Genomic DNA, 26321 nt, shown 5'->3' with positions numbered 1-26321 from the left:
GCTGCTGAAACAATCTCATGGAATCCGCTGCCGCATAAACACTGCCACTCCTTAAACCATTTGAATTGATGAGGAGTGAAAGGCAACATACGATGAAAAACATGCTCTAAGTAGAGGAGGACGCCTCATCCATGACTCCCAAGCAAATTTCAATCCAAACAACCCTTTCCCAACAATTCTGTAATGTGCGGCAGCAGAGCCTCGAACTCTGTGCGCCGCTGACTGCGGAAGACATGATGGTGCAATCCTGTCCGGAAGCCAGTCCCGCAAAATGGCACCTGGCGCACACCACCTGGTTCTTCGAGACGTTTATCCTGCGGGAGTTTCTCCCGGGGTATCAGGAATACCACCCCGATTTCCTCTGGCTTCTTAACAGCTACTACAACTCGATCTCCGATCATCCCGAGAAGAAGCTTCGGGCTTCCTTCTCTCGTCCGGGACTGGAGGCGATTCTCGACTACCGGCGGCACGTTGAAGCATCGATGGAGCGCCTCTTCGAATCCGGAATGCCTGCGGAGGCGCAGGAGCGCCTGGTCCTTGGCTTACACCATGAGCAGCAACACGCGGAGTTGCTGGCAACCGACATCAAACACGCATTCTGGACAAACCCTCTCCACCCGGCTTACCTCGATTCCCGGTTGCCGGCAAGCGGTCCGGCGGCTGCGATGCAGTGGGTTGAATACCCAGGGGGAGTTCACGAGATTGGGCATACCGGGGACGGTTTCGCCTTCGACAATGAATCCCCCCGGCATAAGCAATACTTCGAGCCATTTCAACTAGCCTCTCGTCCGGTTACCTGCGCTGAGTTTCTCGATTTCATGAATTGCGGCGGATATGAGCGGCCCGAACTCTGGCTCTCCGAAGGATGGGACACGATCCAAGCGCAGAATTGGCGCGCGCCGCTCTATTGGCACCGCGATCAATCCGGAGAATGGAGTGTCTTTACGCTCCATGGCGAAATGCCGTTGAGCGACCTTGCCGGCACGCCCGTCTGTCATGTGAGTTACTTCGAGGCAGATGCCTTCGCCAACTGGGCGGGCAAGCGACTGCCGACCGAGGGTGAATGGGAGATCGCTGCCTCCCGGCTGCAAGTTGAGGGGAATCTGCTCGAGAGTGGAAGACTCCATCCCTCTGCTTGTGAAATTTCATCCACAATCGCGTCCGGGGGGAAGCCTAATGCCGCAACCATGAATCAGATGTTTGGGGATGTATGGGAGTGGACCCGCAGCCCCTATGTCGGCTACCCCGGCTATCGACCCTTATCAGGGGCGCTAGGCGAATATAACGGGAAATTCATGAGCAATCAGATGGTCTTGCGCGGAGGATCTATTGTGACGCCCGCGAGCCATATTCGCGCCAGCTACCGGAACTTCTTTCCCGCTTCGACGCGGTGGCAGTTCTCCGGTTTTCGGCTGGCTAATCGGTAATTGGTAATTTGGAGAACCCGGGGATTTCTTCCCTCTCAAAAATCATGCATGCATTCACCCCACTACCATCCCTGTCAGAGGCAGCCCAGAGCCCGATCGGCGCTGAAGTGCTTCGCGGTCTTTCGGGGCGCCCTCGTTCTTTGAGCCCCTGGCTTTTCTATGACGATGAGGGCTCCAGACTCTTTGAAGCCATCACCGAACTTCCGGAATATTACGTCACTCGCGCCGAACGCGAGATCCTCACATCCCACGCGGATGAGATCATCGCCGGCGCCGGTTCAGGGGACCTGACGATTTATGAACTAGGGGCCGGCAGCGGTTCAAAGACGGGCCTGTTGCTAGAAGCAGCTATCCGCCGCCAGGGAAGTATCACCTATCGCGCTCTGGATGTTTCGAAGTCTGCGTTAGAGGAAGCAAAGCAGCGTCTCGAAGCGGCGATTACTGGTCTAACCGTGGAGCCGATCGTTTCCGACTACACCGATGGCTTAAGCAATGTCGCCGGCCAGCTCAACCACCGCAAGTCCGGTGAACGGCGCATGTTCCTTTATATCGGGTCAAGCATCGGCAACTTTGAGCTGCCGCACGCATTGCAGATTCTTCGGGACGTGCGTGCTCAGCTCATTCCTGGCGACTCGCTGCTGCTCGGTGCGGACCTGGTCAAGGATCGCCAGATTTTATTGCGCGCCTATGATGATGCCGCAGGTGTGACGGCGGCATTCAACAAGAATGTCCTAACCCGCATCAACCGCGAATTAGGAAGTAATTTTAACCTGCAACTCTTCCGCCATCGAGCCAAATGGAATGAGGAACTATCGCGAATCGAGATGCATCTTGAGAGCTTAATCACCCAGATCGTCTTTATTCCTGCTCTCGACTTACAAGTACGTTTGGCCAGAGCTGAGACCATTCACACCGAAAACAGCCATAAATTCACCGATCAACAAGTCGAGTCGCTCCTCCATCGAGCTGGATTCTCGGTAGCCAAGCAGTGGAAGGACGACCTGGGCTGGTTTGGTGAATACCTAGCCGTAGCCGTTTAAAGAGAGAGCTCGGTGGATGACGTTGCAGCTTCTCCGCCAGCTCCACTCTGTGGGAGAGTTTAACGCGGGAGCGCGAGAAGCGGCTCATCACGGTCTCGCGCCCTGTCTCGTGATGAGAACGGATCGCTCTCACCAACCGCAGCAAAGCGCGTACGTGGAAACGCGTCGGGGTAGTTTTTCTGGATAAACCCGATCATCTCTTCGCGGATGATGCAGCGGAGGTCGAAGAGGTCGCTCGCGTTTGCCGAGCTCGCAAGACAACGAATCTGCAATGTTCCCTGACAAACGTCAGTTACCTGGAGAGCATTGACCGCGCGGTCCCATTGCTTCGAGGCTTCGAGCACCCGGGTAAACTCCTGGCGCAAGGCCTCCACCGGCACGGAGTAGTCCACGTAGAGGAAGGCTGTGCCCAGCAGGTTTGAACTCTGCCTCGTCCAATTCTGAAAAGGCTTCTCGATGAAATAAGTGAGAGGCACGACCAGTCGTCGCAGATCCCATATTTTGACTACCACGTAGGTGGTCGTAATTTCTTCGATCTTCCCCCATTCGCCTTCAACGATTACAACATCGTCCAAGCGGATGGGCTCAGTGAGTGCAATCTGCAATCCGGCGAGAAGATTCTCCGCACTGGATTTTGCCGCAGTGGCGAGCACCAGGCTGGCAAGTCCAGCAGAAGCCAGCAGTCCGGCGCCGTAATGCCAGATCGAGGAGTCACGAAACACTGAGAGGATCAGGCCGGCGTCGATGACGATGAGAAAGATGATCGCCATTCGCCGTAACAACTGCATCTGCGTCCGAATGCGCCGAGCACGAAGATTGTCGCTCACGCTCATGTCATAGCGGGCGACCAGCAAATCCTCAAGCATGTACACCGAGGAGACCATCAGCCAGCCCAGCGAGGCAAACCAGAGCACCGCGAGCGTCTTGAATACGACCTTGGTCCATTCCAACGGAACATGCAGCCAGGGAAGTACGAAGAAGATGCCGGTCAGCAGCACAATATAACGGGCTGGCTGATTGAGTCGCTGCAGCGCCCCAAGCAGACGCGGCTGCTCCTTGGGTTGAGTCTTGCGGATGCGGGCAAGAATCCGGAACGCCAGAAAGTGCAAGGCAAGACCGATCACAATCGCGACGCAAAGCGCGCTGACGCTGAAAAACAGTTCGCGGGTATGGGTATGGCTAGTACTTTGGAAAAAAGTAAGTATGGTTCCCATCTTTTCCTCGAAGCGGTTTACTTAAGGCTGATGCGGCGTGGGTCGCAGAGGGTTTCTTCCGGGCTTCGTGGCTCCCACCCGGGAAGAGGATCGATCGATCCTCTTCCCGGGTGATTGCTCCCGTCTGATCGTCGCTATCTGATCGCTGACCGGCTAATTCAGAAGTACAGTCACCACATCCTCGGCTTCGAGGGCTCCCCGATCGGCCGGCACAACAAGGAAGCAATTCGCGGCCGCAGTATTGGCAAGGTCCCCGGAACCTTGCCATTCGATCGGATTGACCTGAGGATGAATGCCGCCACTTAGGATCGCAGGGAGAAATCGAGTGAGACCCGGCTTCGCCTTCACCGTAGATCCCAGGGTCGCCAGGACGAATCTCGGCACGCTGTTGTCATCTCCGGCCAAAGCGCAAAGCAAGGGATGCACAAAGAGTGCGAAGGTGACCATGGTCGAGACTGGATTGCCGGGAAGCGCAAAAAAATACTTCATCCCGCCAGCCTGGGGGAGGCGTCCAAAGATGACTGGCTTACCCGGCTGAATTAGGGCGCCAGTGAAGAAAAACTCTGCGCCGAGCGCTAGAAGCGATTCGGCGGCAAAGTCATATTTGCCCATCGAGACGCCGCCGGAGAGTAGCAGCAAATCCGAATCCATCGCCATCCGAATGGCCGACTGCATACTTCCGGGATCATCGCGGACCAGTGGCAGCCGATGAGGATGTCCTCCCGCGGCGGTCACCTGAGCCGCCAGGGAGTAGCTGTTCGAATTACGGATCTGGTGCGCCAGAGGAGTCGCATCCAGGTCAACCAATTCATCGCCAGACGCAAGGATCGAAACTCTGGGGGGTGCGTACACATGAACCAGGGACGCTCCGCAAGCGGCAGCAGCAGCAATGTGGGCCGGGACCAGTCGCGTGCCCGCGTGAAGAATAATGTCTCCACGGCGCGCCTCTGCGCCGGCGGGCACGATGTTTGCTCCCGATTCAGGCGGATGATTTTGCAGCTGCTCGGGCGTCATACGGATTGTATCCGCCTCTGGGTCGTGCTCGACATGTTCAAACATGACGACATGATCGGCGCCAAGGGGGACCGGTGCTCCGGTCATAATTTCTACGGCGTGGCCTGCCACAAGCGCTGCTCGCGGTATTTCGATCGGATCGCCAGCTCGAATCTGCCCGGTAACCGGAATAGCATTGCCGGTCAGCAGGTCGGAGACGTGGCAGGCATAACCGTCTCTGGTCGAGCGGTCAAATGGCGGCTGATCGCGGTCCGCCAGCACCGGCCGCCCAAGAACCCGGCCGAGCGCGTGTGCCAGGCCTAGAATTTCTGTCTTGCGGGGGTAAGCAAAGCGAAGTGACGCCGCGTGCTCACGGACCAGCGTCGTGGCGGCGGAAAAACTCAGGACGGAGGGGATTGGATTTGCTGCCACATCTTCATCCTAAAGCGTTTCGGAGGCTTAGGGATACAAATTGGCGGAAGAAGGAACTGCGTATCTGGCAGGTTGTCGCTCCCGCACCTTAACTTTAAGAGCGGGAGCGATCCTGAGGAGGACTATTTTTTTGCTTTGTAGCTGCTCTTGACAGTCTGGCCCATCTCGCCAAGAACGCTCTTCGCGTCGTTCGCAAACTGTCCGTCCGGGGCCAATTCAAGATACTTCTGGTAGGCTTCGGCGCATCCTGGAGGCGCGACGATCTTCTGGGTTTTGGGATCGACGGTCGCCTTATTGATGAGCGCTTGTCCCTTCAGGTAGTAGGGAATGGGTTTGGTGGGGTCGGCGGCGATTGCCTTGTCCGCGGCGGTTACCGTCGCTTCGACGTTGCCGGTGCGGGACATCACGATCGTCTCATTCTGGTAATACATGCCGGCTTGCGTCGGGTTGATCTTGGCTGCGGCTTCATAGGCAGCCTGGGCGTCATCCACCTTTTTCTGATTGGCAAGGACTTCGCCTAGGGCGTTGCCGGCCGCTCCCTGTATCTCCGGATTCGGTTTCTTGGAGGCGGCATCTATGTCAATCGCCTTCTTGAGCGAAGTTGCAGCATCGTCGTACTTCTTGAGCCCGGATTGCGCCATTCCCAACTCGAGCCACAATACCGCGGCATCGGGCTTGGCCTGGGTGGCCTGGGTCATCAGGGATTCGGCCTCGGCATAGTTCTTGTTCTTGTTATCGTCGCGGGCCTTCACCAGGTTCGCATTCAGGTTTTTAATGACCGAATTTTCCTTGAGTGCAGCGGCATTCTTTGCCCGCAGATCCTCAGCTTGCTTTCTCTGCTCCGGCGTCATCTTGGCTACATAGTCGGCGCGCGTGAGGTCGAAGTCCTGCAGCGTATCGGCGCCAGCGGCGATCTTCACTTCGGGAAACTGATCAACGACTTTGTCGGGCGCCGTGTCCGGCTTTCTAAGCGAGACCGTGTAGGTGCCGGGAGCGATTCCCGTCCCCTTGTAGTCGCCATTCGGATCGGTATTGAAGGTGTATTTGGCGGTCTTGCCGCCGTCCGTAGAGAGGGTAATAATGCCGTCGGGCATCGCGATGCCAACCGGATCCTGAGCGTGACCGTGAATACTGCCGGTTGCCGCCGGGGCCGCGGCTTGGGCGGCCGCTTGCTTGACAAAGGCTGGAACTGCGACAAGCAGGGGAGCCAACAGGGCGGCTACCAGTGACAATTTAAATCTGCGCATTTTTTTCTCCTTCGAATCTTTTTAGTCAGCTCGGGCAGCCTAGCATCGGCTCGCTAAAGCACGTTCACAAATCTGTGGCTTCTTGCGAAAGCCAAACTGGCCCTTTCTTCAGGAAAAGGTCAGCGGGTTTCTTCGACCTACACCGATTGCGAAAACGCTCCAGCCATTCGGCGGCCGCGGTAGGGAATCTGGTCTTCGACCCCTGCCTGTGCGAATCCTCGTAATCGCAACGCACAGCTATCGCATACGCCACAGGCTTCTTCTTCGCCTGAATAGCATGACCACGTTAAATGGAGCGGCGCGGACAATTCAAGGCCAAGCAGAACGATCTCACTCTTCCGCATATGGATGAGTGGCGTGAGCACTTCGATGTCCGCGTCGCGAGTTCCGGTGCGAATCAGTTGCTGGAACGCCTCATAGTACGCTGGCCGGCAATCGGGATAGCCGGAGCTATCCTGCTCGACCGCCCCGATGAAGACCTTTTTTGCGCCCAGCACCTCAGCCCAACTGACTGCCGCGGATAGAAAATGAGCGTTCCGGAATGGCACATAGGTCACCGGAATGGATTCCCCGATCGGTTCCGCCTCCGGGGCAGCCGGCACATCGATCGAAGAGTCAGTGAGGGCGGATCCGCCGATCTGCCGGAAAATGTCGATCTTCAGGGGTAGAAATTCGGCAAAGCCCAGAGACTTCGCGACATTCCGGGCACTCTCAAGCTCCCGCCGCTCCGTGCGTTGACCGTAGCTGAAGTGAAGGCCAAAAGCCTCAGATTCACGGGCGGCAAGAGCTGCGCAGACGGCTGAGTCCATGCCTCCTGAAAGGCAAACGACGGCTCGCGGGCGCTTCGAAGATACAAGTTGCTGCGGATGACTTACTTGCTTCCCACTCATTCCTTCCCGCTCATTTCCTTCCGACTCATCTCCTTTCCAATGGTAACGCGCCTAGCGAGCCGATGCTCACTCGGCCGGAACTGGAATCTGATGTTTGTCTTCGATCAAGGTTGAGCGCCAATGAACAAGTTGAGCGCCAATGAACAGTGACTTGGCAAATCGAATGAACCGTAGCCAAGCACAACCTCTCAACTGGAAACAAACGATATTGCGAGTTGACAACGGACGAGGCTCGAGGCGGCAGGCGAGAGGGTGCAGCGGCTGTCAGGCTGTCAACCCTGAGGCACGACGCCTGGACATGATGGTTGCCTCAGCTTCATAGACACGAAAAGAATTCCGATTTGCCAGGCCGGTTCCGGGGTACAATCGCGCCAAAGATGCGGCGGCCGCCATGACCACATGCGTCGAGCGAAGCAAATCCGTTTGTGCGACTGATTCCCAGGAGACTTATGACTGAAATCGGCACTCCAGCAACCGCAGCTGCAGGGGAAGGATTAAGCACTCGTCCCCTCAGCCAGGGAGACAGGGTTATCGATACCTTCATCGCTCCCACTAAGACCTTTACGGACATCTTGAGGGACCAGAGTTGGTGGTTTCCATTCCTGATCATGCTTGTCATCGGTTACGGTTTCGTCTTTGCCGTCGAAAAGCGGGTGGGTTGGGACCAGGTGCTCGAAAACGCCTTGAAGACCAACACATCGCAAGCCGACCAGATTAACAACGCCCCAGTCGAGCAGCGCCCCGTTGTCCGCAGCAGAATGGTGGCAAGCTATCGATACATTTCGTATGCGTTTCCTGTCTTCGTCCTCTTCTATTGGGTATTGGCAAGTGCTGTTCTGCTGGGGACGTTAAACTTCGGCTTCGGCGGACAGGCAAAATACCGTCAGATCTTTGCGGTCTTCGTCTATGCAGGGTTGCCGGGGTCGATCAAGTCCGTCCTCAGCATCATCGTTCTTTATGCCGGTCTCAGTGGCGAGTCTTTTCAGTTGCAGAATCCGGTGGGAACCAACCTCGGCTACTACTTGCCGACCGACAGTCCGAAATGGCTGCTCTCGCTTGGCAGTTCGCTCGATGTCTTCACCATCTGGACGGTTGTTCTCTTGATCATCGGCTCTTCAATCGTGGCCAAGGTGAAGCGAGGATCGGCGGCAGTGGCAGTTGTCGGCTGGTGGATATTGCTTACGATGGTCAGCGTCGGCTTCGCTGCGTTTCAGGGATGACCGAGTGAGGAAGACGGGCAAACCGGCGAAACCGCTGCATCGGTCTCCGCCAGGGCTCTATCGGTTCGCGAACGCTTTAGACGTGCTTTATTCGCTCCAGCGTCTAAAGACGAGCGATCCGTTTGTGCCGCCAAAGCCAAACGAGTTCGAGAGCGCGATCTCGACCTCGGCCTGCTGCGGCTTGTTCGGAACATAATTCAGATCGCAATCCGGGTCAGGGTCGACCAGGTTCGCGGTCGGGGGCACAACCTGGTTCAGCAGTGCCTGGATGACGATGCCTGCTTCCAGACCTCCGGCTCCGCCCAGCAGGTGGCCGGTCATCGACTTGGTGGAGCTGACGAGCAGCTTATGGCTCGTGGCGTGTTCGCCAAAAAGCTTGCGCAACGCGGCGGTCTCGAGTGCATCGCCCAATGGAGTTGAGGTGGCGTGAGCGTTAACGTACTGGATCTGTTCAGGCTCGATACCGGCGCTCTTGATGGCGTTGCGCATAGCGCGAAAACAGCCTTCGCCTTCAGGAGGCATTCCGGTGATGTGAAAAGCATCGGCGCTCATCCCGTACCCGATCACCTCGGCCAATATTTTTGCGCCTCGGGCCTGGGCGAATCCAAGCTCTTCAAGGATGAGAATGCCCGCGCCCTCACCGCACACGAAGCCATCGCGGTCTTTGTCAAACGGACGGCAGGCGTGCTCGGGGTCCTCGTTTCTGGTTGAGAGTGCGCGCATGGCGGCAAACCCGCCAACGCCCATCGGCGTGATCGCTGCTTCGGCGCCCCCGGCGATCATGGCATCGGCGTCTCCCCGCTGAATTAGCCGGTAAGCATCCCCGATCGCATGCGCGCTGGTGGTGCAAGCGGTGGCCGTAGCCTCGTTCGGCCCCTTGGCCCCATAGCGAATACTGACATTGCCGGCTGCGAGGTTGATGATCGCGGCGGGGATGAAAAACGGCGAAATTTTGCGGGGGCCGCCTCGCAGCATGTTGCTGTGCTCACGCTCGATGACGTCGAATCCGCCGATCCCGGAGCCGATGTGGACACCGACCCGCTCCTCGTTCTCCGGTGTGACCTTCAGCGCGGATGATTCCATCGCCTCGGCGGTCGCGGCTAAGGCAAAATGGATGAACCGGCCCATTTTGCGCGATTCCTTCTTTTCTATGAACTTGAGAGGGTCAAAGTTCTTTACTTCGGCGGCGAAGGTGACCGGAAAATCGGTGGTGTCGAAAGCAGTAATTGTAGCCATACCACTTTTGCCAGCTAGCAGATTGGTCCAGACTTCGGGGGTGGTGTTGCCAACTCCGCAGATCAGCCCAATACCGGTTACAACTACCCTCCTTGACAAAGCTACTTACCGCCCTTCGCATTCTTCTCGATGTAGTCAGTCGCGTCTTTCACCGTCTTGATTTTTTCAGCATCTTCATCGGGAATCTCGAGATCAAAGGCTTCCTCGAACTGCATGACTAGTTCAACGACATCGAGCGAATCTGCGCCGAGATCTTCCTGGAACGACGCGCTGGGGGTCACTTCCGCTTCATCCACCTGAAGCTGCTCGACAATGATCTGTTTAACCTTTTCTTCCACTGCTGCTGCCATGTCTTCTCCTGTCAAATTATAAGAACTGCAATCACCGAAAAGCGGATGCCTTAAGTGTACGAGATGCCGGCTGGCGAGGTTTATCTCGACGGCGGAGCAGGACCCGATTGTCTTGCTCGTGACACCATGCTGCCTCGAGGAGCGAACCCCGAAACTCCAAGTCTACTGAGCACGAAAGGTAGTGTAAAGCCAACCAGGGGACAAACCAGCGGAGTTTTCCTCCGGCTGCGCTGGCGTTGATGCCAAGACGGTGGAAGGATAGGAGTATGCTCGTTTCCCTGCCGGTCCTGCTTCTTGGTTTCTTGCTTTCGATTGTTGCCGGTTACGTGCTGGGCTGGTTGAGCCAACGAGGGCGGATCGCCTCTCAACAAGCTTCACTCGCACTACTCGCCGAAGACGGGAAATTGCTGCAGGAGAAATTTCGTGAGTCCCAGATAGAAATTGCCAAGCTGGAGGAGCGGCTGATTGCGGAAAAGGGTTCGTTGGCACACGCCCAGGAGGCCTTACACGCCAGCTTCAAGGGGCTCGCCAGCGACGTATTAAGCCACACCAGCAGGGATTTTCTGCTGCTCGCGAAGGAACAGCTTGGCGCCCAGCAGGTGGAGGCCAAGGGAAAACTCGAAGAGAAAGAGACGGCCATCGCAAATCTGCTCGAACCGGTGCGGAAGACGCTCGAGGCGCTGGCGAAAGAGACCCAGGATCTCGAAGTCAAGCGAGAGGGAGCCTACGCTGCAGTCAAGACGCTTGTAGAAGGCATCCAGAGCAGCCATAGCGATCTGCGCAAAGAGACGGGCAATCTGGTCCAGGCGCTGCGGGCGCCGAATACCCGGGGCAACTGGGGAGAACAGCAGCTTAAGAACTGCATCGAGTTCGCAGGCATGGTGGAGCATTGCACCTTCGAACAGCAGGTGCATCTTGCTGGCGAAGGGGAAGCCGACAGATCGGTGCGCCCGGACGTAGTGATCAACCTGCCCAACAAACGCTGCATCGTCATCGATGCCAAGACGCCCTGGGTGGCCTTTCTCGAGTCGCTCGCGGCCCCTGACGCCGACAGCCGCCGGGAAAAACTTCGGCAGCACGCGGCCCAGGTCAAGCGCCATATCGAAGACTTGCAGAAGAAGAGATACTTCGAACGCTTTAGCGGTTCGGCCGATTTCATCGTGTGTTTCCTGCCCAGCGAGGCCCTCTTCAGCGCCGCGCTGGAGGGCGATCCCGGCCTGATCGAATACGGGACCAGAGCCAATGTAGTCCTATCGACTCCAACTACGCTGATTGCGCTGCTTCGGGCCGTCGCGATCGGGTGGCAGCAGAGCGAGATCACGGACAACGCCGTGCGTATTCAAGAAGCCGGACTGAACCTTTACAAAAAATTAAGTAAGACCCACGAATATCTTGTTGAAGTGGGTAACGGGATCCGCAAGGCAGGGAAGGCCTTCGATAGCCTGGTCAATGTAGTCGAAGGCCGCGGCGGAGTTTTTGCGCAGGCGCGGAAACTCAGGGAATTAGGCATCGAGGCGCAGACCGCTGAGCTTGAGAGCATCGGATCGCTGGCACTCGACACCCGCCCACTACGAGCAGAGGACTGGGACGTAACTCCGTCAGAATCCTCCCGCTTATTGCGGCCCTAAGACCAACAGGGACAAAGCCAAACTACTTCTTTTTGGTCTTCGCCGCCGGCTTCTCATCGGCGAACGATCCGGTAGAGTGCAAGCCGGCCGATGTTGCCTCAGGGTGGGGCTTGGCTTGTCCTTGCGACCCCTGCACGTTGAGTCCTAAGAGTCGGCGCTGCAAAGAACGGCTTACGCCGGTAAGGTAAGCGTCCTCTGGCTCGACCGGTTGGACGGCCGTCGGCGCATCAACTTTTGTTGCGTGCTCATCTTCTTTCGCTCCTGCTTCGGGCCGGTTAGAGGCCGGAGTGGATTTCGCCTTCACTTTGGGTGGAGTATTGGCCGCGGGTGTGGATTGCGGCTTCGCTGTAGACTTAACTGTCGCTCTTCCCGGCATGTTGCCCTCGCTGAACTTCTCTCGAAATATTCCTACAGAGTTTTGATTCATTGGATGCGCATTCAGTCGCGGATCCAAAAGGGTGGCGATCAACACTTTTGAACGGACGGTTCAAGAAATGCCTTGCGCATTCTTTCCCAGGTGATGGTCAGCGCCTCAGGCAGGACTCGCGTCTCCGCGGTGGTGGTCATGAAGTTGGTATCGCCATCCCAGCGAGGCAAGGCGTGGAGGTGGAGATGTCCGGCAACGCCAGCCCCGGCCGCCTTGCCGAGGTTCAGACCGAAGTTCATCCCATGCGGCGAATAAAGGTCGGCGAAGAGGCGCTCCGTCTGCTGCGCAAGGTCCATCATTTCATGGCTGATGAGGCGGTCGAGAGCAGCGAGAGAGCTCCCATGCAGATAAGGGACAATCATCACATGGCCGCTCGCGTATGGATACGCGTTGAGACACAGGAAGGTGTGACCGGCGCGATGCACAATGCCAGCTGCGCGCTCCGCTTCTGCAATGGGCATTCCGTGCAGTTCGGCATAGTCTACTGCCGCGATCATGTTGCAGAACACGCAATGATGATCGCCCGGCCAGGCAGCCAGTTCGTGCGGGACACCCTGCCGCTCTGCGCCGTCGGCGGCGCTCACGTAGGCATAGCGCCACGGGGTCCAGAGATGATCCATATGCGTGAGTATAGGCGAGATTGAGGGTGGCTACACGCTCCGCCAAAGGTGAATTAAAGGGCCACGCGCGCCCTCGACCGGATCGGAGTTTGGAAACGGGAGACGGCTCATTCGATCGACGGCGATTGCCGATGGAGCAGCTCGGCAGATGTCCCACGACTGATCGGGCGGGTAAGCTCCAACCACCAGGAAATCCGGGCTGGCGCTGATTTTGCAGTGACCGGTTCCGGTGGGCAGCACAGCTACATCGCCTGCCTCTACCGAGATCTCAAGGCCATTTTCTCCTCCCAGCATCAACTGAGCGTGGCCTGCGACGAAGCCGAGCACTTCGTGAGCGGTAGAGTGGTAGTGATGAAAGTCGTAGACACCGTTCCGCCATTGTGGCGGCCATCCATTCTTGGTGAAAATCTGCTCGAAGAACGCAGCGGCATCCTTTCCGGACGAAATGCGGAAGGCAGATCGATAAAGCAGCACAGGAAGTCTGTCGTTGTTGGGCATCCAGCCGTTACGGGTGAGATGAAGTTGTTCAGGAGAGGATGGCCTTTTCCCGGCTGACCCGCCTTCCGCCAGTATGGACCGAATTGGGAGCAGCCCAAGCGCGCCCAGGATAGACGAAAAGTGACGGCGATTCATTCTAGCAACCTCTTTGGATTACCTTCTCGACAACGATCAAACTTATACGATGCCCAGACCGTTATGTTTGGCCGTAGGATGGTTCAAACGCTAGGAGCCGCGAATCGGCTGGCTTTGCGGCTCTTTGTGGGTACCTGCATTGACACTCATTCGGCCCGATTGCTATAGTTACTGAGTAGGTCTGCGTTCGGGATTTTTTGCGTGACCTGCAAACGCCGCAATCTTGTTCCCTGCCTGCCGGATGCTCCCGATCGGAGACGAAGTAGAGCCGGGCCACTTAACCCTGGCCACTCACTCCTTCCCCCCTCTTGAACGTCCGATCCGTCAGCGACAAAAATTCGGCAGTAGTCCCGGCGCTCTTGCGATTGTTGCAAAAAATTCACAACGATACGCGAAGTAAATCTGCAGGAACTGAGCCATGCTTAAACGAGCATAGCGGCTCGCTAATCTGCAGGGCGGAAAACGGGACCGCCGACCGATCGATCCCGGAGCTGGCACCCAATGGCAGACGTCCTAAATCCTGAACAAACCGAGAGCACACCCCTGAGCACTGAAATGGAAACCCTAACCCTTGATGCAGCGACGGAGCAAGCAGAGCCGTCCCACGAATTCGCCCCCAACCCCGAAGCCGATTCCCAAGAAATTGCGGCCTTGGACTCGCTTCATGCTGTCGCCGATAGCCGGTTAGTGCAAGCCCCGGCGCTCGCAACCGCCGTGCCTGCGGCAGAAGCCGTCGCAAGCGAAAATTCCTCCGCGTCTGCTGCCGATGATTCTGATTCGGACATGTCGATGGAGGATTTCGCCGCTGCTCTAGAGTCATTCGACCGTGAGCAGGCCGCTGAGGCTGCCACCTTGGCCTTTGACGACAATATCGTGACCGGTACAGTTATCAAGCTGACCGACAAGCACGTGGTCGTTGATGTCGGATTGAAGTCCGAAGGACTGATCCCGATCGAGCAGGTCATTGACCATACCGGCCAGCCTAAGCTAAAGCCCGGCGACACCGTTGAAGTCGTTGTCGAGCGCGAGGAGCAAGAGGGCGGATACCTGCTGAGCTACGAAAAGGCGCAGCGGCATAGGGTCTGGGACGTCATCGAAAAGGCGGCGACGGACAAGACGCCGGTCACAGGCATCGTTCTCGGCCGGGTTAAGGGCGGACTGACCGTCGATATCGGGATCAAGGCATTTCTGCCTGGTTCGCAACTCGAGGTTCGGCCGGTTCGCAACCTGGATACATACATCGGTCAGCCGATTGAAGTCCGGGTCATCAAGCTGAACAAAAAGCGTGGCAATGTGGTTGTCTCCCGCAAGGAAATTCTTGAGGAGAAGCAGACCGCCAAGCGGAATGAGACGCTGGAGCACCTTGAAGAGGGCACCATTCTCACCGGCACGGTGAAAAATCTGACTGATTACGGCGCTTTTGTCGATCTGGGCGGGATTGACGGATTGCTGCACATCACCGACATGTCCTGGGGACGTTTGACGCATCCACGGGATCTAGTCAACGTCGGCGATGAGATCCAGGTCAAGGTGCTCAAGTTCGACAAGGACAAGCAGCGGGTTTCACTGGGCTTCAAGCAGCTGACACCGGATCCGTGGCTGGACGCCGTCGAGCGGTACCCCGTCGGGGCTCGAGTTCGCGGACGGGTACTGAGCGTTACCGACTATGGATCGTTCATCGAATTGGAGCAGGGGATTGAAGGCCTGGTCCACGTCTCCGAGATGACCTGGTCCAAGCGGATGAAGCATCCGTCGAAATTAGTCAAGCCGGGCGATGAGGTCGAAACCGTTGTCATCAGTGTCAATTCAACCGACCGTCGAATCTCGCTGGGCATGAAACAGTTGCTCGAGAACCCCTGGGAGAATCTGTCGGGACGGTATCCTGCCGGCACGATTGTCGAGGGCCGGGTGAGAAACCTGACCGACTTTGGCGCTTTCATCGAGATTGAAGACGGCATTGACGGCCTGGTTCACGTCAGCAACCTAAGCTGGACCAAGCGGGTGAAGCACCCTTCCGAGATCCTGAAGAAGGGCGAGAAACTGCGGGCCGTGGTGCTGGGCGTCGAGCCGGAAAATCGTCGGCTTTCGCTGGGTATCAAGCAACTCCAGCCGGACGTCTGGGAGACTTTCTTTGCGCAGCATCGCGTAGGCGATGTCGTCAAGGGCAAAGTACTTCGGACGGCGCAGTTCGGCGCTTTTGTCGAGATCGCTGAAGGGGTTGAAGGACTTTGCCATGTCTCCGAGGCCGCCGATGGCAACGGCAACTCAATCAAGCTCGAGGCCGGCCAAGAGCACGACTTCAAGATCATCAAGATGAATCAGGATGAGAAGAAGGTCGGTTTGAGCATCCGCGCAGTTGGCGAAGAGGCCAGCCGGGCTGAGGTGGAGTCTTACAAGGCTCCGGTCTCTAGTTCGACTACGACTCTGGGTGACTTGATGAACTGGAAGCGTGGCTAGAACTTGTAACCGAGCATAAGAAATGAAAACGCCACCGCGAAGGTGGCGTTTTCATTTTGCGTTAACAAGCTGCTGACTGGGTGCAGGGTACTTCACCCCCCAAGCTTAAGCGAGTAGATCAACAGTTTCTTCGAGTCAAAGGAGCTCACAGTCTTGGTGGAGCTCTTTTTTCCCTGGTACTCAGCCCACACTTCGTAGTCAACATCGGGGGAAAGCTGACCGAAACGGTAGCTGCCGTCCTGGGTTGAGATGAAGCTCTTGATATCGTTGGTCTTGCTGTTTTTCAGATAGACGATCGCCCCCGGTTGAACCTCATCATTCGATCCGACAACCTTACCCTGAACCACCTTTTGGCTGGCCTGCGCCTGGGCAGGAGTTGACAGGCAAGCAACTGTGAGTGTGAAAAAGAAAAAAGTGAGTAGTCCGAAGCAATAAGAGCGATTACTTTTTCGGTGATGGGCGATGCTCATTCCTCTTCCTCATCGACGACCACGGCATCATCGCTTTCATAGCCTTCGTTGTCGACTTTACTCAACTCGAGCGGGTCGGTGCCGACGACCTCATACTCTGCACCGCATTCGTCACAGACAATCACGTCGCCTTCGTCGACCTCTTCGACGTCGAAGTCGAGAACGCTGTCACATTCAGAGCAAATTGCCATTAGACCTCTCCAATCCTTGGAGTATTCTGACTGACTTTCATGGTTATGGCCATCCGAAGATTCCATACAGTTCATCACCGCGGAATGCGCAACTCACAAAGCAATCCATAGGAAAGCTCGGACGCCGCGGGTATTACACTGATGATGACGCAGCCGAGACGATGCATGTTTCCTTCCCAATAACCTACAGTGTTCAAGGGAATAGGGCTCGCTCGCGTCAAGCACACACGTTGAGACCTTTGCTATTCGATTAAGTTGCTCAATCGAGGAGTTTGCGGATGTCCGGATGCTCGTTATCTCTAAAACCAAGGATGAGAAATCGTTCAAGTTTCGGACGCTTTTACTGCAGAGTTTTCCTATTAATCTTAACGTGCTGGGCGAACTGCACATTGCCTGTTTTCTCTGAAGACAACTCCGGCAATATGGATGCCAGCGGTCAACCGATTGTGGCCGCTCCCGGCGATCCGGCGATTCGACAGGCTTTGAAGGAGATCTCGCCAACTCAGATAAGGCAATCGATTGAAAAGCTGGTGAGTTTTCACAACCGGAACACTTTGTCGAGCATGGATACGAATTTGGCTTCCGGGCAAGGTGTTACCGCCGCTGCGGATTGGATCGCCGCGGAGTTTCAACGTTATTCCGTCGCTTGCGGAGGCTGCCTGGAAGTGAAGCGGGACAGCTTCACGCAGCAACCGGAGCCACCACCACAAGGGCGAATTCCCAAGCCGACAACCATCACCAACGTCTACGCGATCTTGCGGGGAAGTGATCCGTCCCAGGCCGCACGGATGGTGTTAGTGACGGGGCATTATGATTCGCGGAACACTGGTCCGATGGAGACCGAGGCCGAGGCGCCGGGGGCGAACGATGACGCTAGCGGCGTCGCCGTGAGCCTCGAGTGTGCGCGCGTATTGGCAAACATGCGAGCGAAGGGTTTGAAGCTCCCGGCCACCCTGGTCTTCGTGGCCGTGGCTGGGGAGGAGCAGGGGCTTAACGGCAGCCTGCACCTGGCGGAGTTTGCTAAAAGCGAGGGGTGGCAGCTGGAGGGCGTGCTCAACAACGATATCGTCGGAGGAAACACGACTCCCGGTGAGACCTTGCAGGACAAGTCGGCGGTACGGGTCTTTTCCGAAGGTATTCCAGCAACGGCGACACCAGCGGAGATCAAGCGGATCATGGGCCTGGGGGCGGAGAGTGACTCGCCTTCCCGGGAGCTGGCAAGAAGTGTAGTTGAAGTAAGTCGCAGTTACTTCGCAACGCCATCGAAGGATGGCAGTCGCGCACAAAGCGGCGCATCGGCCCTCCAAGCCTTCCATCCGGTACTGATCTTCCGTCGGGACCGTTATCTTCGTGGCGGCGATCATACTTCCTTCAATCAGGAGGGTTTTGCGGCCGTCCGCTTCACCGAGTGGCGGGAGGACTATAACCACCAGCACCAGGACGTCCGTACTGAAAAGGGTGTCGAATACGGCGATCTGCTCAAGTTTGTCGATTATTCCTATGTCGCGAATGTGGCGCGGCTGAACGCGGCAACGCTGGCGACACTAGCCTCCGCACCGGCTCCTCCTCAAAATGTCACGATCGTCACGAAGAATCTAGACAACAATACGACGCTCCACTGGGCTGCAGGCCTGGGCGCTCCAGCAAACACGGCCTACGAGGTGGTTTGGCGAGAGACCTCCGCTCCCCTATGGCAGCGAAGCCTGGAAGTCGCCCCGCAATCGGCCGGAATCCTTGCAGTGACTTTGCCCGTCTCCAAGGACAACGTGATCTTTGGCGTCCGTGCTCTCGACCCAGCCGGGCACAGGAGCATCGCAGTGACCCCAGTGCCGGAAAGATAGCGGCCGACGCCGCAGCGATTTGTCTGGCTATGGATCAGAGGTGCGGCGGATGAGAGGTGCGGCGAGAAAAACCTGAGACAATAGGAGACGATATTTATGGCACGCATCGGCTCCAATACGCTCGCCTTCCCCCCCTTCCGCGGCTTTATCAAGCGTCTGGTGCTGGCCAACCTGGCCGTCTTCTTTGTGCTGCTGCTGCTGGGAGCGGTGAATCGTTCAGCAGCCGGATTCCTCTCTGTCCTGCTGTCTCTGACCCCCAGCGATGTGGTCCATGGGCAGGTTTGGCAGCTGGTTACTTATAGCTTCATTCACCATGGAATCCTTGAAGTGTTGTTCAACCTGCTCTCGCTGTGGTTCATCGGCTCCTACCTGGAGGAGGCCAAAGGGAGCCGCTGGGTGACGGAGATCTACTTTGTAGCGGTGGTGGGTGGAGCGCTGCTGGCGACGCTTCTAAGCTTTGCGCACATTCCAAGGCTGGTGCCGATCGATATGGCTGCTGGCGCCCAGGCTGGCATCTTTGGCATGCTGGCCGCGTTCGCGGTCTTGTTCGGAGAACAACAGTTCTTCCTCTTCCCGCTACCGATCGGTATTAAGGCGAAGTACCTGGTCATCATTTACGCGTTGGTCGCGATTGCCGGATTATTTGGTGGGGGAAGCATCCTGCCCCTGGTGGTTTACCTGAGCGGCGGACTCCTGGGGTTCTTTTATGCCCGGCGGTCAAGCAGCCGAAGCATCAGCTTCGCGACCAGCGAACGAATCTTTAGTCTTCGCAATGAGTATTACCGCTGGAAGCGGCGCCGGGCGGCTCGCAAGTTCGAAGTCTACATGCGCAAACACAACCGCGACGTGAAATTCGATCATGAAGGGCGGTATGTCGACCCCGACGAGGCCAAGAATCCGAACGACCGGAAATGGATGAATTGAGGGGATGGTTCCGACACCCTTTCCCGTCAGCGTGTATCTTTAGAATTGCCAGGGAGAACAGTGGGAAGAATGATGATTTCCCTGCAATTGCCGGTGTCGAGCGGCTTCGCTCCAAGGCGATATTTTCGGTAAGAGGTGGTTGATCCGGGTGTCTTCTGTCGAACGTTTTCTGCGCCTAGCGCTGTGCTCCGCATTGTTTATCCTCCCCTCCCATTTGTCAGCCCAGGTTACCGCGACAGCGCCGCCATTGAGCGTAACGCTGGCCGACTACAACAATCGCTGGGACGCCTTCGGCGGGTATGGGTACGCACGATTCAACACCACCATCGGCCACGCGTCGAAGGGTAATCTGATGGGGTTCAAGGCCCAGGTCACCGGATGGATCACACCGGTTGTCGGACTTACTGCGAGTACCGGGAACTATTATGGGAACGTGGGAGTTCCCGCGAACGCGTTCAACATTACGAACCCAGCCATCTCAGAACATCTTTTTCTATTCGGACCAACTTTTCGCCTGCTCCGCGATCCAAAATACACGGTCGACTATCACTTCCTGCTGGGCGGGACCTATGGGATCTTCGATACCTCCTTCAAGTCCGCAGGGGTTGAGCCGAACGTCTTGAACCTCCCCAATAATCAACTGGCATTCGCGTTGGCGACTGGGGTCTCATTCGACTACAACATCAAGCCCAACTGGTCAGCGCGGGCGATTATTGATTTTGAGCCCACTCGCTACGGACTTGCCTTTCAGAAGGACGTTGCGGCCTCGATCGGGGTCGTCTACAAGTGGGGAGCGATCAAGAAGTAGCTTGTAAGAGTCCCCGGGCTACCCTGCAGGCGCAGGGCCGCCCGGGCGTAAATAGTCCGTTGCCGTGATCAGGACTTAGGAAGGCGAAGATCGCCTCCGGTCATCTGATTGGGCCTTTCCAGGCCTAAAATGCCAAGCACGGTCGGAGAGAGATCGCGCAGCGAGCCACCCGGCCTCAGGGTGTATTTGGCCGCATCCTCATTCACCAGAATGAACGGCACCGGGTTCGTGGTGTGCGCGGTGTGAGGGCCACCGGTTACCGGATCGATCATAAGTTCGGCATTGCCATGATCGGCGGTGATGAGCAGCGACCCTCCGCTGTGCTTGAGCGCCTGGTAGATCCTTCCCAGCTGAGTGTCGACGGTCTCAACGGCCTTGATCGTCGGTTCGATCTTCCCCGAGTGGCCGACCATATCGGCATTGGCGAAGTTGACGACGACGAGGTCGAAAGCGGTATCGTCAACTGCTTTGATGACCGCGTCGGCGATGCCTTCAGCGCTCATCTCCGGGGCAAGATCGTAGGTCGCGACCTTCTTCGAAGGAACGAGGAAGCGGTCCTCTCCAGGAAACGGAGTTTCGATGCCGCCATTGAAAAAATAAGTGACATGGGCATATTTCTCCGTTTCAGCGATGCGGAGATTTCGGAGATTCGCTTGAGCGAGGACGTTCGCGAGAATGTTCTCCATCGACTCGGGAGGAATCACGACGGGCAAGGTAAATTGCTTGTCGTACTGAGTCATGCAGACGTAATGCAGGTGATGCGGTACCTCGGCGCGGGGGATCGTTTCGTCGAGCTCCGCTGCTCCGGGAAGATCGGCGCCGTCAACCTTGGTGAGCCCGCTGTTCCGCGCGAGTACACGGGTAATCTGACGCGCACGATCGGCGCGGAAATTGAAGTTGATACACACATCCTCATCGCGAACCACTCCGACCGGCTGCCCATCCGCCTCGCTGACGACGAAGGGAATGATGAACTCGTCCGTAATGCCGTTGTGATAACACTCGTTGACGCGGGCGATGGGGTCGGCGTAGGCTCCGCCTTCTGCGCTACCTTTGACCATCGCATCGAAGGTCTTCTTTTCTCGCTCCCAGCGGCGATCGCGATCCATGGCGTAGTAGCGACCCGAGACGCTGGCGATTTGACCAACTCCAAACTCGAGGAACTTCTGCTGCAGAGCGGCGATGTAGCCCGCGCCGCCGGTTGGGGCGGTATCTCGTCCATCGAGAAAAACGTGGACGAAGACTTGTTGAAGCCCGTGGTCGGCTGCCGCTTTCAAGAATGCATAGAGATGGCGCTGGTGAGAATGGACGCCGCCATCGGAGAGCAGTCCGAGCAGGTGCAGCTGCCGGCGGCCTTCTCCGGCGTGTTTGATGGCCGAGGCGATCACCGGGTCTGACGAGAATTCGCCGCTGGCGATCAATGCGTCAATTCGGGTGATATCCATGTGGACGATGCGGCCAGCGCCGATATTCAGATGGCCGACTTCACTGTTACCCATCTGGCCGTCGGGCAGGCCGACGAAATGATTCGAAGCGTGGAGAAGCGTATTGGGGAAGTCGGCCAGCAATTTGTCATAGACCGGCTTTCGGGCCATGGCGATTGCGTTCGCGGCGGTTTCCGCCCGGTAGCCCCAGCCATCAAGGATGGCCAGGACCAGGGGTTTCTTATAAATCGACATTGCAGCCTCGCTTGCTAATTTTTGGGAGTGGTGGAGGCTGGCGGAGGAGTCGAAGTTGAGGGCGAACTTGGCGCCGGCGTGGAAGACGATGGCGAAGACGAGGAGCCGGAAGAAGCGCCGGATGGCGAAGGCCCGCCTAACGAAGGAGCGGCCTTTGGCTGGTGCTCTTCGCGATACTTCTTGATGGCTGCGTCGAGTTCATCCTTGTGCCGGGCCTGAACCTCCTGGCCTACACCCTGCTGCTCCTTCTGCACGGCCTGGGCTACTTCGCGGGAGGTGGCGGGGATGCTCTCGAGGAAATGCTTGCCGGCGTCGGTCTTCGAAAAGTCGATGAGCTTAGCGGCATCGTCGGTGGAGAGGTATTGCTTATAAACATCAAGGAGCGCGGGGGTGTAGTCGATCTTCTTGAAGCTGGCATCGAGATCATCCCAGAAATCAGCGGGGATGAAGGAGGCGCGCGACCGCTGCGTGCTTACCATGGCTTGCAGGTTCTGATCAATCGTCTTGTCATATCCCATCGCCACGTAGAGGACCTTCATCTGGTCGAGTGTGAGCGGGTGTTCGGGACCCTTGACGGTGGTGCCTCCCAAGGTGCTCAACTGCATTGGTTGGCTGGCTGGCTTGGCGGTACTTTGAGCCGGCGTTGGCGCCGGGGCAGCAGTCTGTGCGGCTCCCGTCAGAGTGAGACAAAGTCCACAAGCTGCATACTGCAAGATCTTCATTCGAATCTCCTTGAAACACTTCATCAGTAAGGGGCCAGCAGGGCAGATCGCTGGCGCAGGAATTGGGATTTGCGCTACTCGCCGTAGTTGATCGACTCCAGCCCCAGAAACTCGGCTGCTTGGCCCAGCTCTTCTTCGATGCGGAGCAGCTGGTTGTACTTGGCGATGCGGTCGGTGCGCGAGGCCGAGCCGGTCTTGATCTGTCCGGCGCCGGTCGCGACTGCTAAATCAGCGATAAAGGTATCTTCAGTCTCGCCGCTGCGGTGCGAGATGATCGAGGTGTAGCCATAGCGACGAGCGAGTTCGATAGCTTCGAGCGTCTCGCTGACGGAACCAATCTGGTTGACCTTGATCAGAATGGAATTGGCGACACCTTCGTCGATACCGCGCTGGAGCCGTTCGGTATTGGTGACGAAGAGATCATCGCCGACCAGCTGAATTCGCTCCCCGACCAATTCCGTCAGGTACTTCCAGCCATCCCAGTCGTCTTCAGCAAGACCGTCTTCGATCGAGATGATCGGATACTGTTTCGTCCAACTCTCCCAGAAGCGCGCCATCTCTTCGCTCGAGTACTCCGACTTGTCGCTCTTCTTGAAAACGTAGACGCCGCGTTCCTTGTCATAGAACTCGCTGGCGGCGGGGTCGAGTGCGATAGCGATGTCTTCACCCGCTTTAAACCCTGCAAGCTCGATCGCTTCGAGGATGACTTCAACCGCTTCAACGTTGGATTTCAGCGATGGCGCGAAGCCGCCTTCATCCCCCACTGCGGTTGAATAACCACGTTTCTTAAGCACTCCTTTGAGTGTGTGAAAGACTTCGGTTCCCCAGCGGAGGGCGTCGGAGAAGCGTTCCGCGCCGATCGGCATGACCATGAATTCCTGGAAGTCGACGTTATTGTCGGAATGCGCACCGCCATTGAGAATGTTCATCATCGGGGTCGGCAGGATGCAGGCGTTCACCCCGCCAAGGTAGCGATACAGCGGGATGTGCAGCGAACTAGCGGCGGCCCTTGCTGCAGCCATGGAAACAGCCAGGATGGCATTGGCGCCCAGCCGGCTCTTGTTCGGTGTTCCGTCCAGCGACAACATGGTAGCGTCGAGCAGACGCTGGTTGGTGGCATCCATTCCAGCGAGTTCAGGAGCAAGAATGCTCTCGACATTTTCGACTGCTTGCAGCACCCCTTTGCCGAGATAATGGGTCTTATCGCCATCGCGCAGCTCGACGGCCTCGTGTTCCCCGGTCGATGCGCCGCTGGGCACCGCGGCCCGGCCGATTGCCCCACTGGCTAGCACGACGTCTGCTTCGACGGTAGGGTTACCGCGCGAATCAAGAATCTCGCGGGCATGAATTGCAGCAATTTCAGTCATTTCACTCCTAACAATATGGTGCTGTAAGCGGTCGTTCAATTTCGGACGGCGGTCGACCGGGATTGCGTTTCCCGCAGAGTCGCCGATCGTCTCGATAAAACTGTGCATGGCCGATCGACCTCCGCCCTGTCCAATGCGCGTGAATCTCTCTACAGGTGCTCGCTCGAATTCTAACAAAGCGAGGGTCTATTCTTCGTGTATCTGGGCTTTACGAGGCAAGAAGTACCCCCGAGATCCTATCGTTACTCTCAAGGTGCGTTTGGGATTTCAGTGCGGCAGAACTGCTGCATTGCCGCATCATGGAGGTGGAAGGTGTGGGGATTACAGCCGACAGCGTTGGGCACCCTTCTGTTAGAGGTAGAAACTATCAGTTTTTGTGGAGCGATTGTAGGCATGAGCAAGAAACGAGTTGCGGTTGTGTTGATTGCGGGAGTTGCGGCATTTTCCTCGAATCTGCAAGGGCAGAGCATTCCTAAACCCAGCCCTTATTCGGGGGTATCGCAACCGCCGCCGGACGAAACGATCACGACCGGAGACGCCAACTCGACGCCCAAGCTGATCGCTGCTCAGCCGGCCGCTGCAGCTGCAGCTCCGTCGACCGCTGCAACTGCTGCTCCGTCGGCCGCTACAACTGCGGCTCCATCCCCATCGCCGACAGTAGCTGCACAGCCACTTCCGTCAAGCAATGTTCCGCCCAAACCGGCGTCGGATTGGAATCCAGATTACGGGATGATCGGCGACCCTCCAAATGCGCCCTCGCCGGACATTCGCAGCCATCGATCCAGCGCAAACCAGGATGCAGACATCGTGACCAGAGCGCCGGAGCGTCCGGGGGAGCTCTCTGAGGGAACAACGATTCGGATGGCGCTCGATGAGGAACTGGCTACTGGTGAGTCGAAGCCGGGATCCGACTTCTCTGGGCGAGTCGAGGCCGATGTTCTTTCGGCCGGACGTGTGGTTATCCCTCAGGGTTCTGAGGTGCTTGGCAAAGTAGTGCATGTGACCGAAGGCCGCCGGTTCGGCAGTCCAGCGACGATCCGTCTGCGTCCCGATGTGGTGGTGCTGCCGGATGGGTCTAGGTACGTTTTGCGGGCTCAGGTGATCGATACCAACAGCAAGGCCCGGGTCGATAGCGAGGGCGCTCTTAGGCCAAGTTCCCGGCTAAAGACTAATGTGATCAAAGAAGGTGCAGGCATTGGAGCAGGCGCGGCTGCCGGCGCTTTGATGGGCGGCCCAACCGGCGCGATCGTGGGCACCTTGATTGGCGCGGGCGTCATGACGACAAACATCCTCGTGCAGCATCCGGCACCCGTCAAAGTAGCCAGGAATTCGACCCTCACCCTCAGTCTGACTCAGCCTATGTCCATCACTCCGGTGCAAAACAACTAACGACTTTTTTTAGAATGCTCGGCATCGGTTCGTTTTCTTTGACTGCTCCGCGAAGCGGCCTCGTATCAGGGGTTGCCGGGAGAGGGCTGCAAAGCCAGCGCGCTTTTTGTAGCAGGCTTTGCCGGTGGCAGATGGGCATACATCCAATCCAGCATCTTCCCATTGTTGCCAACCTTCTCGTAGTACTCTTGCTGGCTTTTGTATTGGGCCAACTCTGCAGTTGAGGGCAGCACGGAGGCGATGTGCTGCCTGGCGGCAGCCGGTGTCTTGGTATCGTCCCAGAGGCTCTGTTGCAGGCGTAGTGGCACTCGGGTAAATCTCGGGAGCAAAGTCACCGAATCGAACGGGACAACTGGTTTCAGGAAGTCAGGCTTCAGATACTCCCCTCGTTCCGCATCGGGCACGACACGAGATGCTGCCAGCCAAGTGGGCCAATCCCCCCAAGGATTGAGAACATCAACTGCCTGAATGCGGGAATCGACCGATGCCGCCAGCAGGGCAATTGTCCCCCCGGAACCCTCCCCAAAGATGCCAACTCGAGTCATATCGAAGTCGCCGCGGCTTTCCAGGTAGTTCAAAACCATCTGAACGTCGTGGGTGGTGCCTACCAATGACCGCTGAAGGTCGCTGATGAACCATTGCTTCATCGGAACGTCGTGATACCGCTGTCCCGTCAACATCGACGAGAAGCTAACGGCAGCGAAGCCATTCCGGGTAACCGTCTTACACAGGCTGCTGTTGAGAAAGCGGACTGCCTCTCCAGGATATCCGTAGAGATACACAATGACTGGTGGTTTTGCGACCCCTGCAGGACGGACGATATAGAGATCGATAGGATCTCCGGAGCGCCATTGCACCCGCAGCAGTTCCCGAGTGAATTCGGGAACGGTATCGGTCTGGCCGGCAAGCGGAGGGTCGGGGTGCAGGTCGCTCTCGCGAAGCGAGAGCTTACTCCAATCTTCAACGCTGGAGGAGGATGGGGCAGTGTCTTGTGGACGGTCCGGCGCAGTAATCGTCGGGGGCAGCGGAGCGGCGGGCGATTGAGGCCGGGCCTGGAACTGATTACTTAGAAGGAGAATGGCAAAGACAAGAAAAAGCTTTTTTCTGGATAACATG

The 26321-nt window shown here is 57.2% G+C and carries 24 protein-coding genes; 9 read left to right on the top strand and 15 right to left on the bottom strand.

The window, feature by feature from the left end:
• The first annotated feature begins 131 nt into the window (after positions 1–131).
• Positions 132–1427, top strand: a complete 1296-nt coding sequence (gene egtB / locus ACPOL_RS00910; protein WP_114205391.1) for an ergothioneine biosynthesis protein EgtB — start codon at positions 132–134, stop codon at positions 1425–1427.
• 44 nt (positions 1428–1471) lie between these two features.
• A complete protein-coding gene (egtD, locus tag ACPOL_RS00905) occupies positions 1472–2467 on the top strand; it encodes an L-histidine N(alpha)-methyltransferase (RefSeq protein WP_114205390.1) in 996 nt (331 codons plus the stop codon).
• Positions 2468–2526: 59 nt separating this feature from the next.
• Here the strand turns inward: egtD and ACPOL_RS00900 are convergent, their stop codons facing one another.
• The 4 genes from ACPOL_RS00900 to queC all read right to left on the bottom strand — a co-directional run bounded on the left by ACPOL_RS00900 (position 2527) and on the right by queC (position 7243).
• Entirely contained in the window at positions 2527–3681 is a 1155-nt protein-coding gene (locus ACPOL_RS00900; protein ID WP_114205389.1) for a mechanosensitive ion channel family protein, read from the bottom strand.
• A 153-nt stretch (positions 3682–3834) separates the two neighbouring features.
• Positions 3835–5106 carry a molybdopterin molybdotransferase MoeA gene (locus ACPOL_RS00895; RefSeq protein ID WP_236657145.1) on the bottom strand — a complete coding sequence of 424 codons (1272 nt, stop codon included), beginning with the start codon at positions 5104–5106 and terminating at the stop codon, positions 3835–3837.
• A 122-nt stretch (positions 5107–5228) separates the two neighbouring features.
• The gene (locus ACPOL_RS00890; RefSeq protein ID WP_114205388.1) at positions 5229–6353 is read right to left on the bottom strand and encodes a tetratricopeptide repeat protein; all 1125 of its coding nucleotides are present in this window, start codon (positions 6351–6353) and stop codon (positions 5229–5231) included.
• Between the two features lie 137 nt (positions 6354–6490).
• Complete coding sequence (queC, locus tag ACPOL_RS00885) at positions 6491–7243, bottom strand: 7-cyano-7-deazaguanine synthase QueC (RefSeq protein WP_114205387.1); 753 nt, start codon at positions 7241–7243, stop codon at positions 6491–6493.
• 449 nt (positions 7244–7692) lie between these two features.
• Between queC and ACPOL_RS00880 the strand changes: the two genes are divergently transcribed.
• On the top strand, positions 7693–8463 hold the full coding sequence (locus ACPOL_RS00880; RefSeq protein ID WP_114205386.1) for a YIP1 family protein: 771 nt from the start codon (positions 7693–7695) through the stop codon (positions 8461–8463).
• A gap of 87 nt (positions 8464–8550) precedes the next feature.
• Here the strand turns inward: ACPOL_RS00880 and fabF are convergent, their stop codons facing one another.
• Together fabF and ACPOL_RS00870 are read right to left on the bottom strand one after the other, a co-directional pair.
• The gene (gene fabF, locus ACPOL_RS00875; protein WP_114205385.1) at positions 8551–9798 is read right to left on the bottom strand and encodes a beta-ketoacyl-ACP synthase II; all 1248 of its coding nucleotides are present in this window, start codon (positions 9796–9798) and stop codon (positions 8551–8553) included.
• 2 nt (positions 9799–9800) lie between these two features.
• Complete coding sequence (locus tag ACPOL_RS00870; protein ID WP_114205384.1) at positions 9801–10049, bottom strand: acyl carrier protein; 249 nt, start codon at positions 10047–10049, stop codon at positions 9801–9803.
• Positions 10050–10315: 266 nt separating this feature from the next.
• On the opposite strand from ACPOL_RS00870, the gene ACPOL_RS00865 reads away from it, so the two are divergent.
• Positions 10316–11677, top strand: a complete 1362-nt coding sequence (locus tag ACPOL_RS00865; RefSeq protein WP_161557114.1) for a DNA recombination protein RmuC — start codon at positions 10316–10318, stop codon at positions 11675–11677.
• A gap of 22 nt (positions 11678–11699) precedes the next feature.
• Here ACPOL_RS00865 and ACPOL_RS00860 read toward each other — a convergent pair whose 3' ends face one another.
• The 3 genes from ACPOL_RS00860 to ACPOL_RS00850 are packed head-to-tail and all read right to left on the bottom strand — an operon-like array spanning position 11700 to position 13357.
• Positions 11700–12104: a hypothetical protein gene (locus ACPOL_RS00860; protein ID WP_150132859.1), complete on the bottom strand. Its 405-nt coding sequence runs from the start codon at positions 12102–12104 to the stop codon at positions 11700–11702.
• A gap of 38 nt (positions 12105–12142) precedes the next feature.
• Positions 12143–12724: an HIT domain-containing protein gene (locus ACPOL_RS00855; protein WP_114205381.1), complete on the bottom strand. Its 582-nt coding sequence runs from the start codon at positions 12722–12724 to the stop codon at positions 12143–12145.
• 30 nt (positions 12725–12754) lie between these two features.
• Positions 12755–13357 carry a cupin gene (locus tag ACPOL_RS00850; protein ID WP_114205380.1) on the bottom strand — a complete coding sequence of 201 codons (603 nt, stop codon included), beginning with the start codon at positions 13355–13357 and terminating at the stop codon, positions 12755–12757.
• Between the two features lie 501 nt (positions 13358–13858).
• Between ACPOL_RS00850 and ACPOL_RS00845 the strand changes: the two genes are divergently transcribed.
• Positions 13859–15814, top strand: a complete 1956-nt coding sequence (locus tag ACPOL_RS00845) for a 30S ribosomal protein S1 (RefSeq protein ID WP_114205379.1) — start codon at positions 13859–13861, stop codon at positions 15812–15814.
• Positions 15815–15906: 92 nt separating this feature from the next.
• Here the strand turns inward: ACPOL_RS00845 and ACPOL_RS00840 are convergent, their stop codons facing one another.
• Together ACPOL_RS00840 and ACPOL_RS00835 are read right to left on the bottom strand one after the other, a co-directional pair.
• A complete protein-coding gene (locus ACPOL_RS00840; RefSeq protein ID WP_114205378.1) occupies positions 15907–16284 on the bottom strand; it encodes a carboxypeptidase-like regulatory domain-containing protein in 378 nt (125 codons plus the stop codon).
• A complete protein-coding gene (locus ACPOL_RS00835; protein ID WP_114205377.1) occupies positions 16281–16475 on the bottom strand; it encodes a hypothetical protein in 195 nt (64 codons plus the stop codon). Before ACPOL_RS00835 ends, ACPOL_RS00840 begins: the two co-directional genes overlap by 4 nt.
• Before the next feature lie 389 nt (positions 16476–16864).
• Between ACPOL_RS00835 and ACPOL_RS00830 the strand changes: the two genes are divergently transcribed.
• The 3 genes from ACPOL_RS00830 to ACPOL_RS00820 all read left to right on the top strand — a co-directional run bounded on the left by ACPOL_RS00830 (position 16865) and on the right by ACPOL_RS00820 (position 20048).
• On the top strand, positions 16865–18316 hold the full coding sequence (locus ACPOL_RS00830; RefSeq protein ID WP_236657143.1) for a M20/M25/M40 family metallo-hydrolase: 1452 nt from the start codon (positions 16865–16867) through the stop codon (positions 18314–18316).
• Between the two features lie 96 nt (positions 18317–18412).
• The gene (locus ACPOL_RS00825) at positions 18413–19240 is read left to right on the top strand and encodes a rhomboid family intramembrane serine protease (protein ID WP_114205375.1); all 828 of its coding nucleotides are present in this window, start codon (positions 18413–18415) and stop codon (positions 19238–19240) included.
• Positions 19241–19388: 148 nt separating this feature from the next.
• Positions 19389–20048, top strand: a complete 660-nt coding sequence (locus ACPOL_RS00820; protein WP_150132858.1) for a hypothetical protein — start codon at positions 19389–19391, stop codon at positions 20046–20048.
• A gap of 68 nt (positions 20049–20116) precedes the next feature.
• On the opposite strand, the gene gpmI is transcribed toward ACPOL_RS00820, so the two are convergent.
• The 3 genes from gpmI to eno form a co-directional block, all read right to left on the bottom strand.
• Positions 20117–21727, bottom strand: a complete 1611-nt coding sequence (gpmI, locus tag ACPOL_RS00815; protein WP_114205373.1) for a 2,3-bisphosphoglycerate-independent phosphoglycerate mutase — start codon at positions 21725–21727, stop codon at positions 20117–20119.
• A 14-nt stretch (positions 21728–21741) separates the two neighbouring features.
• A complete protein-coding gene (locus tag ACPOL_RS00810) occupies positions 21742–22449 on the bottom strand; it encodes a DUF2059 domain-containing protein (protein WP_161557113.1) in 708 nt (235 codons plus the stop codon).
• Positions 22450–22523: 74 nt separating this feature from the next.
• Complete coding sequence (gene eno, locus ACPOL_RS00805) at positions 22524–23924, bottom strand: phosphopyruvate hydratase (RefSeq protein WP_479686125.1); 1401 nt, start codon at positions 23922–23924, stop codon at positions 22524–22526.
• 285 nt (positions 23925–24209) lie between these two features.
• Here eno and ACPOL_RS00800 point away from each other — a divergent pair, with 285 nt between their 5' ends.
• Complete coding sequence (locus ACPOL_RS00800; protein WP_114205371.1) at positions 24210–25205, top strand: TraB/TrbI/VirB10 family type IV secretion system protein; 996 nt, start codon at positions 24210–24212, stop codon at positions 25203–25205.
• Positions 25206–25270: 65 nt separating this feature from the next.
• On the opposite strand, the gene ACPOL_RS00795 is transcribed toward ACPOL_RS00800, so the two are convergent.
• Positions 25271–26320, bottom strand: coding sequence for an alpha/beta hydrolase family protein (locus tag ACPOL_RS00795; RefSeq protein WP_114205370.1), 1050 nt, complete (start codon positions 26318–26320; stop codon positions 25271–25273).
• Position 26321 lies beyond the last annotated feature (1 nt).

This window comes from Acidisarcina polymorpha, assembly GCF_003330725.1.
Taxonomy (GTDB): Bacteria; Acidobacteriota; Terriglobia; order Terriglobales; family Acidobacteriaceae; genus Acidisarcina; species Acidisarcina polymorpha.
Note: the sequence above shows the minus strand (reverse complement) of the source record. Positions and strands in the feature narration are given on the sequence as shown.

Excerpts from the sequence above, each read along its gene's own strand:
- egtB (WP_114205391.1), top strand. The coding sequence starts at position 132 with ATGACTCCCAAGCAAATTTCAATCCAAACAACCCTTTCCCAACAATTC.
- egtD (WP_114205390.1), top strand. The coding sequence starts at position 1,472 with ATGCATGCATTCACCCCACTACCATCCCTGTCAGAGGCAGCCCAGAGC.
- ACPOL_RS00900 (WP_114205389.1), bottom strand. The coding sequence starts at position 3,681 with ATGGGAACCATACTTACTTTTTTCCAAAGTACTAGCCATACCCATACC.
- ACPOL_RS00890 (WP_114205388.1), bottom strand. The coding sequence starts at position 6,353 with ATGCGCAGATTTAAATTGTCACTGGTAGCCGCCCTGTTGGCTCCCCTG.
- queC (WP_114205387.1), bottom strand. The coding sequence starts at position 7,243 with ATGAGTGGGAAGCAAGTAAGTCATCCGCAGCAACTTGTATCTTCGAAG.
- ACPOL_RS00880 (WP_114205386.1), top strand. The coding sequence starts at position 7,693 with ATGACTGAAATCGGCACTCCAGCAACCGCAGCTGCAGGGGAAGGATTA.
- ACPOL_RS00870 (WP_114205384.1), bottom strand. The coding sequence starts at position 10,049 with ATGGCAGCAGCAGTGGAAGAAAAGGTTAAACAGATCATTGTCGAGCAG.
- ACPOL_RS00865 (WP_161557114.1), top strand. The coding sequence starts at position 10,316 with ATGCTCGTTTCCCTGCCGGTCCTGCTTCTTGGTTTCTTGCTTTCGATT.
- ACPOL_RS00860 (WP_150132859.1), bottom strand. The coding sequence starts at position 12,104 with ATGAATCAAAACTCTGTAGGAATATTTCGAGAGAAGTTCAGCGAGGGC.
- ACPOL_RS00855 (WP_114205381.1), bottom strand. The coding sequence starts at position 12,724 with ATGGATCATCTCTGGACCCCGTGGCGCTATGCCTACGTGAGCGCCGCC.
- ACPOL_RS00850 (WP_114205380.1), bottom strand. The coding sequence starts at position 13,357 with ATGAATCGCCGTCACTTTTCGTCTATCCTGGGCGCGCTTGGGCTGCTC.
- ACPOL_RS00845 (WP_114205379.1), top strand. The coding sequence starts at position 13,859 with ATGGCAGACGTCCTAAATCCTGAACAAACCGAGAGCACACCCCTGAGC.
- ACPOL_RS00840 (WP_114205378.1), bottom strand. The coding sequence starts at position 16,284 with ATGAGCATCGCCCATCACCGAAAAAGTAATCGCTCTTATTGCTTCGGA.
- ACPOL_RS00835 (WP_114205377.1), bottom strand. The coding sequence starts at position 16,475 with ATGGCAATTTGCTCTGAATGTGACAGCGTTCTCGACTTCGACGTCGAA.
- ACPOL_RS00825 (WP_114205375.1), top strand. The coding sequence starts at position 18,413 with ATGGCACGCATCGGCTCCAATACGCTCGCCTTCCCCCCCTTCCGCGGC.
- gpmI (WP_114205373.1), bottom strand. The coding sequence starts at position 21,727 with ATGTCGATTTATAAGAAACCCCTGGTCCTGGCCATCCTTGATGGCTGG.
- ACPOL_RS00810 (WP_161557113.1), bottom strand. The coding sequence starts at position 22,449 with ATGAAGATCTTGCAGTATGCAGCTTGTGGACTTTGTCTCACTCTGACG.
- eno (WP_479686125.1), bottom strand. The coding sequence starts at position 23,924 with ATGCACAGTTTTATCGAGACGATCGGCGACTCTGCGGGAAACGCAATC.
- ACPOL_RS00800 (WP_114205371.1), top strand. The coding sequence starts at position 24,210 with ATGAGCAAGAAACGAGTTGCGGTTGTGTTGATTGCGGGAGTTGCGGCA.
- ACPOL_RS00795 (WP_114205370.1), bottom strand. The coding sequence starts at position 26,320 with ATGTTATCCAGAAAAAAGCTTTTTCTTGTCTTTGCCATTCTCCTTCTA.